This window comes from Burkholderia sp. L-4 (assembly GCF_056856535.1).
The window spans coordinates 1,096,055-1,110,929 of sequence record NZ_JBXEOX010000001.1 but is presented as its reverse complement, the minus strand read 5'-3'; the positions used below and the strand labels follow the sequence as shown (position 1 = coordinate 1,110,929).

Here is a 14,875-nt window from a genome sequence, read left to right as displayed (position 1 = left end):
CTCACGCGTTTTCGGGAACACGGTAGCCGGCCGGGTCAGCCAGCCATGCGTCGATGTCTGCGCGCCGCCAGACGATGCTGCGGGCGCCGATGCGAATCGCCTTGGGGAAGGTGCCCGCCTTCATACGATCGTAGATCGTGCTGCGCGCCAGGGTCGTTTCGACTTCGACTTGCTTGCGACGCATCAGCGTCTGCGATTTGGGCTGCTGATCGGACATTCTCGGCTCCTGTCGGGAGTGCCGGACAAAACCGGCACATGGGAGCCATGATGTCGACCGCCTGAACGACGGTCACGGTATGAAATCGCGAATTAAATACCGTGCGGAGTAGGCCGCGGAGCGCTATTCAGCATCCTCCGCTGACGCCTTCGCCTGAGATGGCACACCCCTCAAGAGCGCGAGCCATGCCTGATAGCCTTTCTTGACGGCGTCAGCGCTCTTCGGGGTAAATTTCGGGGCATAGCGCTCGGTCCAAGCGACCTTTTCCAAGGTCTTCCCATCGGCTACCCACTGGATTGCCCTCTCAACTGTGAAAGGGTCGTCGAGAGGTCGCAGCAACGCGGGGACGCGCTTCGCAATTCGCAGCAGGTCGTGAACGTGCTGGCCGCGTGCAAGCGATTCTTCGCGCGCTTCGCTAGATGCAGGACGGCCACGTCGCCCTTGAACGGCGGGGCGCAGCATTACCCCGCTGTCACCTCGAAGGCTCTCCACGAGATAGTCGAGCAGCCGCTCATCAACCGCTGTATACGGGACCAGGGGGATGCCACCGGGCTCGCCGTTCGCGCGGTTCTGGCAGACCGTCGCACAAAACTCCTCGATGAGTCGACGCGCGGCCTCCATATCGCCATCGCGCGCCGCATCGATCCAGAGCGAGAGTTGATCACGCCCACTGTCAGCGCCCATTGCGCCCTCACGCAAAGCCCCTTCGGAGAAGCCGCGCCGGCCGGGTAAGGGAGCCCGGTTTTCGCCCCGTCGAGCTAGGCGCGGTGAAACGATTATGCCGCAGTGTCGGAGCGTGCCGGCCGCACCGCATATTCGTCGGCCCAATCCGACAGTGCCCCGATATCCTGCACGAGCATCCCCGACACGGCCGCGCCCATCGCAAGAAGCGCCTCCACGGTCGTCGGCTGCAGGGGCGGCTCCACTTCGCAACCCTCCCCAGCACTGCGATATGACGTTTCCTGAACCAGATTCGCACGCGCGATCGCGAAAATATGCTCGAGCCCATGGACCACCGCATAGGCGCGTTCAAGGTGGTTCAGCAACGGGCCGGCCCTAACGAGCGAATCGTCTGCGGCAGCATCGGACACACGTTCGCTGAAGACCGGGAATCGGGAATCGAGGAAGTTCTCGCCGCTCATCACGCCACCTCCGCGCGGACGATTTCAGCCAGGAGGCGCAGTGCGTCGCCGGTGGCGTCGAGCGCATCCTGATAGGTCGGCGCGAGCGCGGCGGTGCGCAGGGCGGCGCGGATAATTTCGAGTGGGGATTGCGGTTGCTCGGGACGAGCGATGGCTTGGCGCATGATGCGGCCTCCTGTAGGTGACATGGAGACCCGCCGCTCATTTCCACGTGAGGGTGGCGGGCCCGACGACAAGGGGTGGAAAACCGGCCTACAGGAAACCGGCCCAGCCGAAGCTAGCCCTCGCCCGGCCCGCCATAGAAAACTGGCGTGCAGAAGCGAACGGACGAAAAAATAGCCGCGTCTGCGGCGGCTCGTCCGCCTGTAGTCCACGGGTTTCCACGCCCGGCCGCTGTTGTCTCAGCGACGACTGCAGAGTAGCCCCGTCGAACGACAGTCGTCAACAGGGAATTCGTAAACTTGGGTACCCATGGCAAGATAGCGGCACAACCGAGACGCCAGTGCAACGCACGTTGCGCGGCACGCAGAGGAGAACCATGGACGAAATTGCGCGCGGCATCGGCTACGCAGTCATCGAAGTCGGCGGAGCAGTGCTCCTTCTCGTTGTGCTGATCCTGGTCGCTTCGAAGTCGCTCTCGTTCGCGCGCGCGTGCAAAGTACTGCTGCTATTGGTTTGGATGCTAGGCGTAACCGTGGTTCCAGTCTACGGGCTGTCGCTAACGTGGCAGCAGGGCAATCACATCACCGCCATTTTGACCGGCATACTTTTCATCTTCCCAGGCCCGCTACCATTCTTCGTCATCGGATGGCCCGAGTTACTCAAAGCGATCCGCGGTATCGATTAAGCGACCTCTCCAGCGCCGACTGAAAAACAACTTGCAATAGCGCATGAACAACTGCCGTTGGACAGGCCAAGCAATGGCGCACGCTCCTCGATACTGTTGCGCGAGAGGTGGCGGATTCCAACGACCAGGATGCGGCATGAAATCGGCCGGAATCGCTTCGATGCCATCGAACATCGATGGCTGCGTTTCCTCGATGCGCGCCGCGCGCGCCACTCGTCGATTGAGCGTCCGTGCTCCGATCGCCAGATAGGTCGCCACGCGCACCGCGTCACCATCGAACCGCTCGAATGTACGGAGATATGCGATGGCCTCGGAGAATCGATCGCTGATCGCGCGCGCTGCCACCGCGGCGTCTTCGCGCATCTCGAGCGCAACGAGCGGCTCGTATTTTTCTGGAGCTGAAAGTCGCGCGCCGACAGCACTGGGCAGAAGATCGCCATCGTCGTCGATATCGTCTCGATCGATGCGCAGCGCGAACCGCTCCTTCCGATTGACGAATTTCCCGAACTGGCGCTGCAGCCGGGCGACAATCATGTCGCGCAGGTCTTCGTCGTCCGGGTCAGGACTTGCATCAGGATCCGCGTGGAGCTCGTCCACGATCAGCCAGGTTTCGCTCGTCAGATCGTCAACGGAGTGATCCCCTTCCGAAGACCAAGCGATTCGCTCGAGCTGCTTGCGAATCAGGCTTGTGACGCGCTGGAAGAATGCGAAGGCCCGGCTCAACGGCCCTCCCAGTCAGTCGGGGACGCGTTACCCGCGCCTGTATCGGCAGCGCAGCAATTCCTCGGCAGCGATAGCCCGGCGCGGCGCCCGGTACTCGATCTGGAGTGCATCCCGCGATGCTAAATCAATCGTATGAAAGATCAATGCATCATCGCCACGAGATGAGTAGCAGTGCTTCTGTTGACCGATGCGGAGCCGCGAAGAAAAGAGTGGTGTAGCAGGAGCAGCGAGACAAACTCGGGGGCAACTTTGGGGGCAACTTTTCTTTCGAAATGCGACTCACCATTTACTGCCGTGGCTTTCACGCAACAATTCGAGTGACGCCGCCCCACCAAATTCCGCGCTCGTCGCACGAACCCCGCATGACGCAAGTCTGCGGGGTTTTTTGTTGCCGGCGAAACGCATGCCTCCCTCTCCTGCCGAAAAAGCGCCCAGCCACTGACGGACGGGCGGCCGGGCGGAATGCCGCCGGTACTCGGGCGGCAGGAGGTGACGGATGGTCGGCCGCCCCCGCGCAGTCACTCGCTGCGCCTGACAGCGGCCAGCCCGGCTACCGCGGCCCCGGCCACGACGCGTCGTCGCGACCGGTTCGCGCCGGGCGACGCGCGGCTCAGCTGCCGCGATACAGTGACTTCATTTCTTCAGCGCTGGCGGGACGCACGCCCATCGCACGCGAACCCGATGCCGATGCGCCCTGCGCCTGGGCGCCGTAGCCGCTGACGTCGGCGCCTTGCGCTTGCGCCAGCGCACGCTGCTGCTCTGCAACCCGGGCCGTCGCGGCCTGGATCGCTTCCGGATAATGCGGATCTTCGCCGCGGGCGGAGTTGTAACCGGCCTGCTGGAGCTGGACCAGTTCGGCACGAACCTGCGCGCGGGTGATCGTCGAGCCCGACTGGGCGAACGACACGACCGGGGCAACGAGCGCAGCGGCAACGACGACGGCTTGAACGAGCGACTTCATGATGACCTACCTCCAGATTTGTCTGTGTTCGCGGTGAACTCCTTGTTCATCGCTGACAAACCGAAGTTTATGTAGGCAGATGCTTAAGAATAAGGCAGGTTTCTGGAAGACATCCTTCCTGAATTACGGGTTAACCCTAGATCAATGAGCGGGATGGCCAGACGTGCGTACGGCAGCTACGCCCGGCACCCCGTTGGATGCGGGCCCGTCGAAAAGCACGAGCCCCGCAAAGCGGTAACGCTTTGCGGGGCTCGACCACCAATAGGCCGGGAATCGACGCTCGTCCACTCGCGGTCAGATGATGGGCCGTCGTGCGAAAGCACGGCGCCTCACCCCGGGCACAAACGCGCCGGTCAGCGCATTACTGGGTATCCATCGGGCACTTCAGGTTGCAGCCGTTCGGGTCACCCAGGTCGCCCTTGCGGCGCAACGCCGACTTCTTGCCGCCCTGGTATTTCTGCGATGGCGCCGACGCCGCGAACGGCATCTGCGGATGCTCGTTCAAACGAAACTGTTCGCTCAGGATGCCGCCCGGCACACCCGGGGAATTCTGCGCGGACGCAAACGGCGAAACGACGACCAGCAGCCCCGCGGTCAACGCTGCCGCGGCGTGGGGAACGGAAAATTTCATGGCGGAATGACGCCTGAACGGCGTGCTTGTTGGAACGTTGATCAAGCGCCAAGCGTAGCGCAAATCCCCCGCTGTTGCAGCGCGACCCGATCGCGTCCCCGTTACCGGGAATTGCCGTGCCGCGCCTGCGCGCCGTCGTCGCCGGCCAGCCCGGCCGCGATGCCCGTCAGCGTGCCGCACGCGGCCGGATCGTAGCCGTCCAGATGCGCGACGCGCTCGACGAAACGTGCGTCGCGCAGCAGCGCCAGTACGCCGGCGAGCGGCCGGGCGTCGAGCCGCGCACGTTCGCATGCGAAGTAATAGTCCTCGTCGACGACCGGGATGAAGTCGAGCCCGAAATGATGCGCGGCCGGCTCGACGCCGAAGCCGAGATCGGCCATCCCGCTCGCGACGAATGCCGCGATCGCCGAATGCGTGAGCTCGGCCGATGCATAGCCGTCGACGCGCTCCGGATCGATGCCGATCGCACGCAGCGCGAGGTCCAGCAACATGCGCGTGCCCGACCCCGGCTGCCGGTTGACGAAGCGGATGTCGTTGCGCGCGAGATCCGCGAGACCGCGGACCTGCTTCGGGTTGCCACGCAGCACGAACAGCCCCTGTTGACGACGCGTCAGGTGGATCAGCACGTGGCGCGTGTCGTCGAGCCACGGCCGGTAGATCTGCGCGCACTGCGCGCGGAACGCGCCGCGCGGCAGATGGAAGCCCGCCAGGTCGCATTCGCCGCGCGAGAGCGCCTGTACGGCCTCGATGCTCTCGCGATACTTGATGTCGACGGCCGCCTGCGCATCGACGAGCGCGGAGACGAGCGTCGCGACCGCGTAGCCGTGCGACGCATGGATGCGCACAGCGCCGTCGCGCTGCGCGAGCCGCCGGTTCAGGTCGCTCGCCACTTCGGCCGCCAGCGTGCGCAAATTCCCGTCGAGCCGGCTGCGCGCGAGGCGCTGCGCATCGACGACCGCCTGCCCGAGCGCCGACAGCGTCGAGCCCTTGCCGCGTGCCGTTTCGATCAACTCGCCGCCGATGCACGCTTCCAGCGCGCGGAGCATGCCCCACGCGTGCCGGTACGACAGCCCCTTGGCCTGTGCCGCCTGCGCAATGCTGCCCGTGTCGGCCACGAGTTCGAGCAACGGCGCGACGTCCGACAGGCTGGCCGACCGGCCTTCCGTGTCGCGTACGGTCAGATACGCGTCGCATTCGATCCGAATCAATTATGCACTCCGATTTCCTATTGCGACCGCGGAATGTTCCGCTTATGGTTGATAAAAATCAATCAGAACGAAGTCGAGATGCGCACTATATGAACTGCAAGCGCATATGAGATTTTGGAGGAGCATAACCGATGTCCCCGAATTCCCCTGCGCCCGACGCGCTCGTCGAGCGTCATGCGCGCGCCGGCCGGTCGCTCGTCGCGATCCTGCACGCGATCCAGGACGACGCGGGCTACGTGCCGCCGGGTTGCGTCGCACCGCTCGCCAAGGCACTCAACCTGTCGCGTGCGGAAGTCCACGGCGTACTGACTTACTACCATCACTTCCGCACCGCGCCGCCCGCGCGCGTGACGATCCAGATGTGCCGCGCCGAAGCGTGCCGCAGCATGGGTGGCGAAACGCTCGCCGCCCATGCGGAGGCGCGCACGGGCTGCCGGTTCGACGCGGCACACGGCGATGCCGCCGCTGCGCGCGCGCCGGACGCCGTCGCGCTCGAATCGGTGTACTGCCTCGGATTGTGCGCGCAGTCGCCGTCGCTGACGGTCAACGGCGTGCTGCACGCGAAGGTCACGCCGGAGAAATTCGACGCGTTGCTCGCCGACGCGGTCGCCCACTCGCAGGAGGCCGCATGACGACCCGCATCTACGTTCCACGCGATTCGTCCGCGCTGGCGCTCGGCGCGGACGCGCTCGCCGCCGCGATCGTCGCGGAGGCCGAACGGCGCGGCGTCGCGATCGAACTGGTCCGCAACGGCTCGCGCGGGCTGCTGTGGCTCGAGCCGCTCGTCGAGATCGGCACGGCCGCGGGCCGCGTCGGCTATGCAAACCTGTCGGCCACCGACGTGCCCGCGCTGTTCGACGCCCACTGGCTCGAGGGCGGCACGCACCCGAGCAGCGTCGGCCTCGTCGACGCACTGCCCTATCTCGCGCGCCAGCAGCGCCTCACGTTCGCGCGGATCGGCCTGACCGACCCGCTGTCGATCGACGACTACCTGCGGTACGAAGGACTCGCCGGCCTGAAGAACGCACTGTCGCTCGACGGCGACGCCGCCTGCGAGACGCTGATCGAATCGGGGCTGCGCGGCCGCGGCGGCGCGGCGTTCCCGGCCGGCATCAAGTGGCGCACCGTGCGGCACGCGCACGCCGCGCAGAAATACATCGTCTGCAACGCGGACGAAGGCGATTCGGGCACGTTCTCCGACCGCCTGATCATGGAGTGCGATCCGTACTGCCTGATCGAAGGGATGATCATCGCGGGCATCGCGACGGGCGCGACGGTCGGCTACATCTACGTGCGCAGCGAATACCCGCACGCGATCGCGACACTCGAAGCCGCGATCGTCCGCGCGCGCGAAGCCGGCTGGCTCGGCGAGCACGTGCTCGGCTCCGCGCACGCGTTCGAGCTGCACGTCGCGAAAGGCGCGGGCTCGTACGTGTGCGGCGAGGAAACCGCGCTGCTCGAATCGCTCGAGGGCAAGCGCGGCGTCGTGCGCGCGAAGCCGCCGCTGCCGGCGCTCGCGGGCCTGTTCGGCCAGCCGACCGTCATCAACAACGTGATCACGCTCGCGACGGCGCCGGTGATTTTCGCGCGCGGCGCGGCGTTCTACCGCGACTACGGGATGGGCCGCTCGCGCGGCACGCTGCCGTTCCAGCTGGCGGGCAATATCCGTCAAGGCGGCCTCGTCGAACTCGCGTTCGGCGTCACGCTGCGCGAACTGCTGTTCGACTTCGGCGGCGGCACGGCCAGCGGCCGGCCCGCTCGCGCCGCGCAAGTCGGCGGCCCGCTCGGCACCTACCTGCCCGACCATCAGTGGGACGTGCCGCTCGACTACGAGGCGTATGCGGCGATCGGCGCGGTCGTCGGTCACGGCGGCATCGTGCTGCACGACGACACCTCGAACCTCGCCGAACTGGCCGAATACGCGATGAAGTTCTGCGCGATCGAATCGTGCGGCAAGTGCACGCCGTGCCGGATCGGCTCGACGCGCGGTGTCGAGACGATCGCACGCATCCGCGACGGCGACACGTCGGAGCGTCAGGTCACGCTGCTGCGCGACCTGTGCGACACGATGCTGGCCGGCTCGCTGTGCGCGATGGGCGGCATGACGCCGTACCCGGTGCTGTCCGCGCTCGACCATTTCCCCGAAGATTTCGGGCTCGCTGCCGGCAAGGATGCCGCAGCGGGTCCGGTCAAGGCCGCGGCCTGACCCAGAAGGAGCCCTGCATGTCCCTCGACACGAACAACGTCCGCCAAGGCGGCTGCGGCTCGGGCCAATGCGCGTGCAAGAGCGCCGCTCAGGCGCGTGCCCGCGATCCGTTCGACGATACCGACTACGGCACGCCGCAACGGCATGCCGACACCGACGTCACGCTCGAAATCGACGGCCAGCCGGTGACGGTGCCGGCCGGCACATCGGTGATGCGCGCGGCGATCGAGGCCGGCGTCAACGTCCCGAAGCTCTGCGCAACCGATTCGCTCGAGCCGTTCGGCTCGTGCCGGCTGTGTCTCGTCGAGATCGAAGGCCGGCGCGGTTATCCGGCGTCGTGCACGACACCCGCAGAAGCCGGCATGAAGGTGCGCACGCAGTCGGACCGGCTGCAGTCGCTGCGTCGCAACGTGATGGAGCTGTACATCTCCGACCATCCGCTCGACTGCCTCACCTGCGCCGCCAACGGCGACTGCGAATTGCAGGACATGGCGGGCGTGGTCGGGCTGCGCGAAGTGCGCTACGGCTTCGACGGCGCGAATCACCTGAAGGACCGCAAGGACGAATCGAATCCGTATTTCACGTACGACCCGTCGAAGTGCATCGTCTGCAACCGCTGCGTCCGCGCATGCGAGGAAACGCAGGGCACGTTCGCCCTGACGATCGCCGCGCGCGGTTTCGAATCGCGTGTCGCCGCGGGCGAAAGCGAATCGTTCATGGCATCGGAATGCGTGTCGTGCGGCGCGTGCGTCGCCGCATGCCCGACGGCCACGCTGCAGGAAAAATCCGTCGTGCAGCTCGGGCAGGCCGAACACTCGGTCGTCACGACCTGCGCGTACTGCGGTGTCGGCTGCTCGTTCAAGGCCGAGATGAAGGGCACGCAGGTCGTGCGCATGACGCCGCACAAGAACGGCCTCGCCAACGAAGGCCACGCGTGCGTGAAGGGACGTTTCGCCTGGGGCTACGCGACGCACAAGGACCGCATCACGAAGCCGATGATCCGCGAGAAGATCACCGACCCGTGGCGCGAAGTGAGCTGGGACGAAGCCCTCACGTATGCGGCTACGCAATTCCGCAAGCTGCAGCAGAAGTACGGCCGTGACTCGATCGGCGGCATCACGTCGTCGCGCTGCACGAACGAGGAAACCTATCTCGTGCAGAAGCTCGTGCGTGCCGCGTTCGGCAACAACAACGTCGATACCTGCGCGCGCGTGTGCCATTCGCCGACCGGCTATGGTCTCAAGACGACGCTCGGCGAATCGGCCGGCACGCAGACGTTCGCCTCGGTCGGCCAGGCCGACGTGATCGTCGTGATGGGCGCGAACCCGACCGACGGCCACCCGGTGTTCGGCTCGCGGATGAAGCGCCGCGTGCGCGAAGGCGCGAAGCTGATCGTGATCGACCCGCGCCGCATCGACGTCGTCGACGGCCCGCACGTGAAGGCCACGCACCACCTGCAACTGCGCCCCGGCACCAACGTCGCGATCGTCAACGCGCTCGCGCACGTGATCGTCACCGAGGGGCTCGTCGCCGACGCCTTCGTCGCCGAACGCTGCGATACCCGCGCATTCGAGCAATGGCGCGAATTCGTGTCGCGCGACGAGAATTCGCCGGAGGCGACCGCCGACGTGACCGGCGTGCCGGCCGAACGCGTGCGCGAAGCCGCGCGCCTCTATGCGACGGGCGGCAACGCGGCGATCTATTACGGGCTGGGCGTCACCGAACACGCGCAAGGCTCGACGACGGTGATGGGCATCGCGAACCTCGCGATGGCGACCGGCAACATCGGCCGCGAGGGCGTCGGCGTCAATCCGCTGCGCGGCCAGAACAACGTGCAGGGTTCGTGCGACATGGGCTCGTTCCCGCACGAACTGCCCGGCTACCGGCACATCAGCGACGCGGTCGTGCGCGCGCAGTTCGAGCAGGCGTGGTCGGCCACGCTGCAACCGGAACCGGGGCTGCGCATCCCGAACATGTTCGACGCGGCGCTCGACGGCAGCTTCAAGGGGCTCTACTGCCAGGGCGAGGACATCGTCCAGTCGGACCCGAACACGCAGCACGTGGCGGCCGCGCTGTCGGCGATGGAATGCATCGTCGTGCAGGACATCTTCCTGAACGAGACCGCGAAATATGCGCACGTGCTGCTGCCGGGTTCGACGTTCCTCGAGAAGGACGGCACGTTCACGAACGCCGAGCGCCGCATCTCGCGCGTGCGCAAGGTGATGCCGCCGCTCGCGGGCTACGCGGACTGGGAAGTGACGCTGCTGCTGTCGCAGGCGCTCGGCTACGACATGCACTACACGCATCCGTCGGAAATCATGGACGAGATCGCGCGGCTCACGCCGACCTTCTCGGGCGTGTCGTACGAGAAGCTCGACGCGCTCGGCAGCATCCAGTGGCCATGCAACGAGCACGCGCCGGACGGCACGCCGACCATGCACATCGACGCATTCGTGCGCGGCAAGGGCCGGTTCGTGATCACCAAGTTCATTCCGACGCCGGAGAAGGTCACGCAGCGCTATCCGCTGATCCTGACGACGGGCCGCATCCTGTCGCAATACAACGTCGGCGCGCAGACGCGCCGGACCGAAAACGTCCGGTGGCACGAAGAGGACCGCCTCGAGATCCATCCGCACGACGCCCAGGATCGCGGGATCCGGACCGACGACTGGGTCGGCATCGAATCGCGCGCCGGGCAGACGGTGCTGCGCGCGCTCGTGACGGAGCGCATGCAGCCGGGCGTCGTGTACACGACGTTCCACTTCCCGGAATCGGGCGCGAACGTGATCACGACCGACAGTTCCGACTGGGCGACGAACTGCCCCGAATACAAGGTGACGGCCGTGCAGGTGCTGCCGGTCGCGCAACCGTCCGACTGGCAGCGTGCGTATGCGCGTTTCAACGCGGAGCAGATCGACCTGCTCGAGCGCCGCGCGGCCACGCCCGACACCGTGACGACAGGCAAGTGAGGCAGCGATGGATCAAGGACACCTGATCGACATGGCCAACCAGATCGGCGCATTCTTCGAATCGATGCCCGATCGCGACGAAGCGCTGGCCGGCATCGCCGACCATCTCCGGCGCTTCTGGGAACCGCGGATGCGCCGCGCGTTGCTCGCCGCGCTCGACGATCCGTCGAGCGAAGGCGCGCAACGCACGGCACCGATCGTGCGCGACGCGGTCGCCGCGCATCGGGCCTCGCTGGTGCCCGCCGCCGCGAGCGTCTGACCGCGCCGCTACGCGGACTGCGTCATGCCCGCGAACCAGGTTTCGCAGTGGCGCAGCAGCGCGTTCGCGTCGGTTGCCGTGCGCCCGCGCACGGCGACATAACCGTCGGGCCGCAACAGGTAGAACGACGGCCGCGAGCGGCCATATTCCCGCGCCAGGCCGGCGGCGCCATCGCCTGCGGCATCGGTGACGCGCCACGCGCGCACCGCTTCCGGCATGATCCGTTCGAGCCCCTGCACGAGCGCCCGCGCGTCGGCCGGCATCGGCGGCACCTCGCCGGTATCGGCATCCGCCGGTTCTTCCAGCAGCAACAGCGTGAAGCTCGCCGGATCGTGAAGATCGTATAACCGCGCCGTCCCCGGTGCGCGGCCGAGCGGCCCGTCGAGCACATGCACGAGTGCATCGGGTGCCCGCTCGCCCGCGCGCGGGCCGCCGTCGAGCACGCGCTCGAGCGTGAGCGGACTTTTCCGGTACTGCACGCCGAGCTCGCTGACCGTGCGCCGCACCGCGTCGCGCATCGGCCCGAACGACGCCAGCAGCGGTACGACATGATCGCGCAGCAGCCGCATCGCGCCGCGCTCGGCTTCGACCATCTGCGTGACGAATCCGGTCTGCCGCAACACGTCGCGCTCGATCGGATGGCGCTCCGCGTGGTACGTGTCGAGCAGCCGCTCGGGCGTGCCGGCGCCCAGCACGCGCGCGAGCTTCCAGCCGAGATTGAATGCTTCCTGGATGCCGGTGTTCATGCCCTGCGCGCCGGCCGGGCTGTGGACGTGCGCGGCGTCGCCCGCGAAAAAGACGCGGCCGTGACGCAACCGGTCGACCATCCGGCTATGCAGGTGAAAATAGGACGACCACGCGAGATCGCTCGGGGAGATCGACACGCCGGCACGGCGACGCACGATCGCGTCGCACTCCGCGAGCGTCGGCGTCGGCGCATCGGACGACGCGTCGCTGCCGGGCGGACGGTCGGCCACGAGCCGGTAACGGCCGTCGCCCATCGGAAACAGGCCGGCCATGCCGTCGGACGACGTGAACAGGTGGATCTCTTCGTCCGGCCAGTCGGGGATCGCCGCGAAATCGGCAAGCAGGAACGTCTGTTCGAACGCCTGCCCGGCAAAGCCCAGGCCGAGCAGATGCCTGACCGTGCTGTGCGCGCCGTCCGCCGCGATCAGGTACGACGGCGCGAACGACTCGTCGCGGCCGTCCGCGCGGCGGATCGACACGTCGAGCGACGTGCCGCCCGCGTCGCACGCGGTCAGCGTCGCGCCGCGCTCGACCGTCACGCCGAGCTGCGCCAGGTGTTCGGCCAGCAGGCGCTCGGTGATGCTCTGATCGAGAAACAGCAGATACGGATAGCGCGTTTGCAGCGGATCGAAATCGAGCCGCGCGATCTCGCGGCCGTCGGCATGCAGCGCGGCCGCATGCGCGCGATGACCGAGCGCGAGAAACGGTTCGACCGCGCGATGCTGCTCCAGCAGTTCGAGCGTGCGCGCCTGGATGCCGATCGCGCGCGAATACGGCGCGGGCGCCGCGAGACGATCGATGATGCGCACCGGCACGCGGGCCCGCGCGAGGCTCATCGCCGCGGCGAGACCGGTCGGCCCCGCGCCGACGATCAGCACGGGCGGGATATCCGACAGTGTGTCAGCCATGAGAACCTCGATGACACGCGACCCTGCCAGTCTACGCCGCTCCGCGTGACGGGGCCATATGCCGACCGGCCGACCGGCGGCACCCCCGCGCGGTGTGGGAAAATACGCGCTTTCCGTCAGTTTTCGCGTCATGGATTCCGCATTCGACCGGGCGTACGCCGCACACCGCGCAGGCCGCCTCGCCGAGGCCGAGCACGGTTATCGCAACGCGCTCGCCTCCGACCCCGCCAACGCCGACGCGCTGCACCTGTTCGGGGTGCTGCGGCACCAGCAGGGCCAGCATGCCGAAGCGGCCGACCTCGTCGGCCGCGCGGTCGCGCTGCGCCCGGACGATGCCGCGCTGCAGCTCAATCTCGGCAACGCGCTGAAGGCGCTCGGCCGGCTCGACGAAGCGATCGACCGCTTTCGCAACGCGCTGACGCTCGCGCCCGAATTCCCGCTCGCGCACTACAACCTCGGCAATGCGTATGCGGCGCTGCAGCGGCACGACGACGCGATCGATGCGTTCGGCCGCGCGCTGCGGCTCACGCCCGACGACGCATCGATCCACAACAATCTCGGCAACGCGCTGAACGCGCTCGGCCGCCATGACGATGCGCTCGCCGCGTTCGGTCGCGCGCTCGAACTGCGGCCCGGGCATGCGGGCGCGCACAACAACCTCGCGATGGCGCTGAACGCGATGGGCCGCGCCGACGACGCGATCACGCACTTCCAGGCCGCGATCGCCGCGCAGCCGCGCTTCGTCGCCGCGCATTTCAATCTCGGCAACACGTTCGACGCGGTCGGCCGGCATGCGGAGGCGGCCGCCGCGTTCGAAGCGGCGCTCGCGCTGCACCCGCCGTTTCCGCTCGCGCTGTTCGGGCTCGCGAACGCCCTGTGCGCCCAGGGGCGCCACCGCGACGCACTGCCCTACTACGAGCGCGCGGTCGGTCTCGATCCGTCGTTCGGCCTCGCGTGGCTGAACCTCGGCAACGCGCATCACGCGCTCCGCGCATACGAGATGGCACTGCGCGCGTTCGACCAGGCACTGCGCGTCGCGCCCGATCTCACGCTCGCGCGGCTGCACCGCGCGGTCACGCTGCTGACGCTCGGCGACTTCACGCGCGGGCTGCCGGCCTACGAAGCGCGCCACGAGACGCCCGGCGCGACGTCGCTCGGCACGCTGCCGCGCTGGCAAGGCGAGCCGATTGCGTCACGCACGCTGCTGATCCGTGCGGAACAGGGGTTCGGCGACACGCTGCAGTTCGTCCGCTTCGTGCCGCTTGCCCGCGCACGCTGCGCGCACCTCGTGCTCGAAGTCCAGCCGGAACTCGTGCCGCTGCTGGCGCCGGCCGCGTCGCGCTGGCGCGTGACGCTCGTCGCACCGGGTGCCGCCAGGCCGCCCGCGGCGGATGTTGCCTGCACGCTGATGAGCCTGCCGTTCCTGCTCGGGCTGCAGCCGGACGACATCGTCGGCGGCTCGCGCTACCTCGATGCGCCCGACAGTGCCCGTCGGCGCTTTCGCGGCTCGCTCGGCGGGCAGTCGAAGCGCAAGTTCGGGCTTGCCTGGTCGGGGCGCCGGCAGGCGCAGGAAAACCGCTCGATGCCGTTCGATGCGCTCGCGCCGCTGCTCGCGCTGCCGGACATCGACTGGATCGTGCTGCAACCCGCGCTCGACGACGACGAACGCGCGCGCGTCGACGCGCATCCGCGCGTGCATCGCTTCGACGGCCGGTTGAACGACTTCGCCGACACGGCTGCGCTGATCGAGCGGCTCGACGGCGTCGTCACGATCGACACGGCCGTCGCGCACCTCGCGGGCGCCCTCGGCAAGCCGCTGTGGGTCATGCTGCCGTTCGCGCCCGACTGGCGCTGGTTCACCGGCGACGACTGCCCGTGGTATCCGCAGGCCCGGATCGCCCGCCAGCCCGCGCCGGGCGAATGGCTCGACGTCGCGGCCACGGTTGCCGGCCAGTTGCGACGCGACGCCTGAACGCAGACGAAAAAAGGGAGCGCGGTGCGCTCCCTTTTTCAATGCGATCCACGCGGCCCGTGCCGCGCGACGTGCGCGACGGAAT

At 67.5% G+C, this 14,875-nt stretch carries 15 protein-coding genes; 6 read left to right on the top strand and 9 right to left on the bottom strand.

Translation table 11 applies throughout. From position 1 onward, the window contains the following. Position 1: 1 nt before the first annotated feature. The 4 genes from AC1VVG_RS05195 to AC1VVG_RS05180 all read right to left on the bottom strand — a co-directional run bounded on the left by AC1VVG_RS05195 (position 2) and on the right by AC1VVG_RS05180 (position 1,523). The gene (locus AC1VVG_RS05195; RefSeq protein ID WP_060174710.1) at positions 2-217 is read right to left on the bottom strand and encodes a helix-turn-helix transcriptional regulator; all 216 of its coding nucleotides are present in this window, start codon (positions 215-217) and stop codon (positions 2-4) included. Between the two features lie 123 nt (positions 218-340). Further along, on the bottom strand, positions 341-901 hold the full coding sequence (locus tag AC1VVG_RS05190) for a hypothetical protein (RefSeq protein WP_015602309.1): 561 nt from the start codon (positions 899-901) through the stop codon (positions 341-343). A 92-nt stretch (positions 902-993) separates the two neighbouring features. Then, the gene (locus AC1VVG_RS05185; protein WP_060174709.1) at positions 994-1,359 is read right to left on the bottom strand and encodes a hypothetical protein; all 366 of its coding nucleotides are present in this window, start codon (positions 1,357-1,359) and stop codon (positions 994-996) included. Then, positions 1,359-1,523 carry a hypothetical protein gene (locus tag AC1VVG_RS05180; RefSeq protein WP_185643676.1) on the bottom strand — a complete coding sequence of 55 codons (165 nt, stop codon included), beginning with the start codon at positions 1,521-1,523 and terminating at the stop codon, positions 1,359-1,361. The genes AC1VVG_RS05185 and AC1VVG_RS05180 overlap by 1 nt, the downstream gene beginning before the upstream one ends. Before the next feature lie 374 nt (positions 1,524-1,897). Between AC1VVG_RS05180 and AC1VVG_RS05175 the strand changes: the two genes are divergently transcribed. Beyond that, positions 1,898-2,206, top strand: coding sequence for a hypothetical protein (locus tag AC1VVG_RS05175; protein ID WP_060180692.1), 309 nt, complete (start codon positions 1,898-1,900; stop codon positions 2,204-2,206). Here AC1VVG_RS05175 and AC1VVG_RS05170 read toward each other — a convergent pair. The 4 genes from AC1VVG_RS05170 to AC1VVG_RS05155 all read right to left on the bottom strand — a co-directional run bounded on the left by AC1VVG_RS05170 (position 2,177) and on the right by AC1VVG_RS05155 (position 5,729). Next, a complete protein-coding gene (locus AC1VVG_RS05170; RefSeq protein WP_081072613.1) occupies positions 2,177-2,929 on the bottom strand; it encodes a hypothetical protein in 753 nt (250 codons plus the stop codon). The two genes, AC1VVG_RS05175 and AC1VVG_RS05170, sit on opposite strands and share 30 nt — an antisense overlap. A gap of 610 nt (positions 2,930-3,539) precedes the next feature. Continuing rightward, complete coding sequence (locus AC1VVG_RS05165; protein WP_034187420.1) at positions 3,540-3,890, bottom strand: DUF4148 domain-containing protein; 351 nt, start codon at positions 3,888-3,890, stop codon at positions 3,540-3,542. 361 nt (positions 3,891-4,251) lie between these two features. Further along, positions 4,252-4,521: a hypothetical protein gene (locus AC1VVG_RS05160; RefSeq protein ID WP_049033188.1), complete on the bottom strand. Its 270-nt coding sequence runs from the start codon at positions 4,519-4,521 to the stop codon at positions 4,252-4,254. 101 nt (positions 4,522-4,622) lie between these two features. Next, positions 4,623-5,729: a substrate-binding domain-containing protein gene (locus tag AC1VVG_RS05155; protein ID WP_124669189.1), complete on the bottom strand. Its 1,107-nt coding sequence runs from the start codon at positions 5,727-5,729 to the stop codon at positions 4,623-4,625. 131 nt (positions 5,730-5,860) lie between these two features. On the opposite strand from AC1VVG_RS05155, the gene AC1VVG_RS05150 reads away from it, so the two are divergent. From AC1VVG_RS05150 to AC1VVG_RS05135, 4 genes are read left to right on the top strand one after another with little or no spacing between them, the layout of a single operon-like run. Further along, positions 5,861-6,361, top strand: a complete 501-nt coding sequence (locus AC1VVG_RS05150) for an NAD(P)H-dependent oxidoreductase subunit E (protein ID WP_049033191.1) — start codon at positions 5,861-5,863, stop codon at positions 6,359-6,361. Then, on the top strand, positions 6,358-7,935 hold the full coding sequence (locus tag AC1VVG_RS05145) for a formate dehydrogenase beta subunit (protein WP_034187416.1): 1,578 nt from the start codon (positions 6,358-6,360) through the stop codon (positions 7,933-7,935). The genes AC1VVG_RS05150 and AC1VVG_RS05145 overlap by 4 nt, the downstream gene beginning before the upstream one ends. A gap of 17 nt (positions 7,936-7,952) precedes the next feature. Further along, positions 7,953-10,904 carry a formate dehydrogenase subunit alpha gene (gene fdhF, locus AC1VVG_RS05140; protein ID WP_226227265.1) on the top strand — a complete coding sequence of 984 codons (2,952 nt, stop codon included), beginning with the start codon at positions 7,953-7,955 and terminating at the stop codon, positions 10,902-10,904. Positions 10,905-10,911: 7 nt separating this feature from the next. Further along, positions 10,912-11,163 carry a formate dehydrogenase subunit delta gene (locus AC1VVG_RS05135; RefSeq protein WP_200088889.1) on the top strand — a complete coding sequence of 84 codons (252 nt, stop codon included), beginning with the start codon at positions 10,912-10,914 and terminating at the stop codon, positions 11,161-11,163. Between the two features lie 8 nt (positions 11,164-11,171). On the opposite strand, the gene AC1VVG_RS05130 is transcribed toward AC1VVG_RS05135, so the two are convergent. Next, positions 11,172-12,818, bottom strand: coding sequence for an FAD-dependent monooxygenase (locus tag AC1VVG_RS05130; RefSeq protein WP_482835321.1), 1,647 nt, complete (start codon positions 12,816-12,818; stop codon positions 11,172-11,174). 130 nt (positions 12,819-12,948) lie between these two features. Here AC1VVG_RS05130 and AC1VVG_RS05125 point away from each other — a divergent pair, with 130 nt between their 5' ends. Beyond that, positions 12,949-14,790, top strand: coding sequence for a tetratricopeptide repeat protein (locus AC1VVG_RS05125; RefSeq protein ID WP_175029322.1), 1,842 nt, complete (start codon positions 12,949-12,951; stop codon positions 14,788-14,790). Positions 14,791-14,875: the final 85 nt, after the last annotated feature.

Bases quoted from the DNA above. Each gene is read 5' to 3' on its own strand.
- AC1VVG_RS05195 (WP_060174710.1), bottom strand. From the start codon at position 217: ATGTCCGATCAGCAGCCCAAATCGCAGACGCTGATGCGTCGCAAGCAA.
- AC1VVG_RS05190 (WP_015602309.1), bottom strand. From the start codon at position 901: ATGGGCGCTGACAGTGGGCGTGATCAACTCTCGCTCTGGATCGATGCG.
- AC1VVG_RS05185 (WP_060174709.1), bottom strand. From the start codon at position 1,359: ATGAGCGGCGAGAACTTCCTCGATTCCCGATTCCCGGTCTTCAGCGAA.
- AC1VVG_RS05180 (WP_185643676.1), bottom strand. From the start codon at position 1,523: ATGCGCCAAGCCATCGCTCGTCCCGAGCAACCGCAATCCCCACTCGAA.
- AC1VVG_RS05175 (WP_060180692.1), top strand. From the start codon at position 1,898: ATGGACGAAATTGCGCGCGGCATCGGCTACGCAGTCATCGAAGTCGGC.
- AC1VVG_RS05165 (WP_034187420.1), bottom strand. From the start codon at position 3,890: ATGAAGTCGCTCGTTCAAGCCGTCGTCGTTGCCGCTGCGCTCGTTGCC.
- AC1VVG_RS05160 (WP_049033188.1), bottom strand. From the start codon at position 4,521: ATGAAATTTTCCGTTCCCCACGCCGCGGCAGCGTTGACCGCGGGGCTG.
- AC1VVG_RS05150 (WP_049033191.1), top strand. From the start codon at position 5,861: ATGTCCCCGAATTCCCCTGCGCCCGACGCGCTCGTCGAGCGTCATGCG.
- AC1VVG_RS05145 (WP_034187416.1), top strand. From the start codon at position 6,358: ATGACGACCCGCATCTACGTTCCACGCGATTCGTCCGCGCTGGCGCTC.
- fdhF (WP_226227265.1), top strand. From the start codon at position 7,953: ATGTCCCTCGACACGAACAACGTCCGCCAAGGCGGCTGCGGCTCGGGC.
- AC1VVG_RS05135 (WP_200088889.1), top strand. From the start codon at position 10,912: ATGGATCAAGGACACCTGATCGACATGGCCAACCAGATCGGCGCATTC.
- AC1VVG_RS05130 (WP_482835321.1), bottom strand. From the start codon at position 12,818: ATGGCTGACACACTGTCGGATATCCCGCCCGTGCTGATCGTCGGCGCG.
- AC1VVG_RS05125 (WP_175029322.1), top strand. From the start codon at position 12,949: ATGGATTCCGCATTCGACCGGGCGTACGCCGCACACCGCGCAGGCCGC.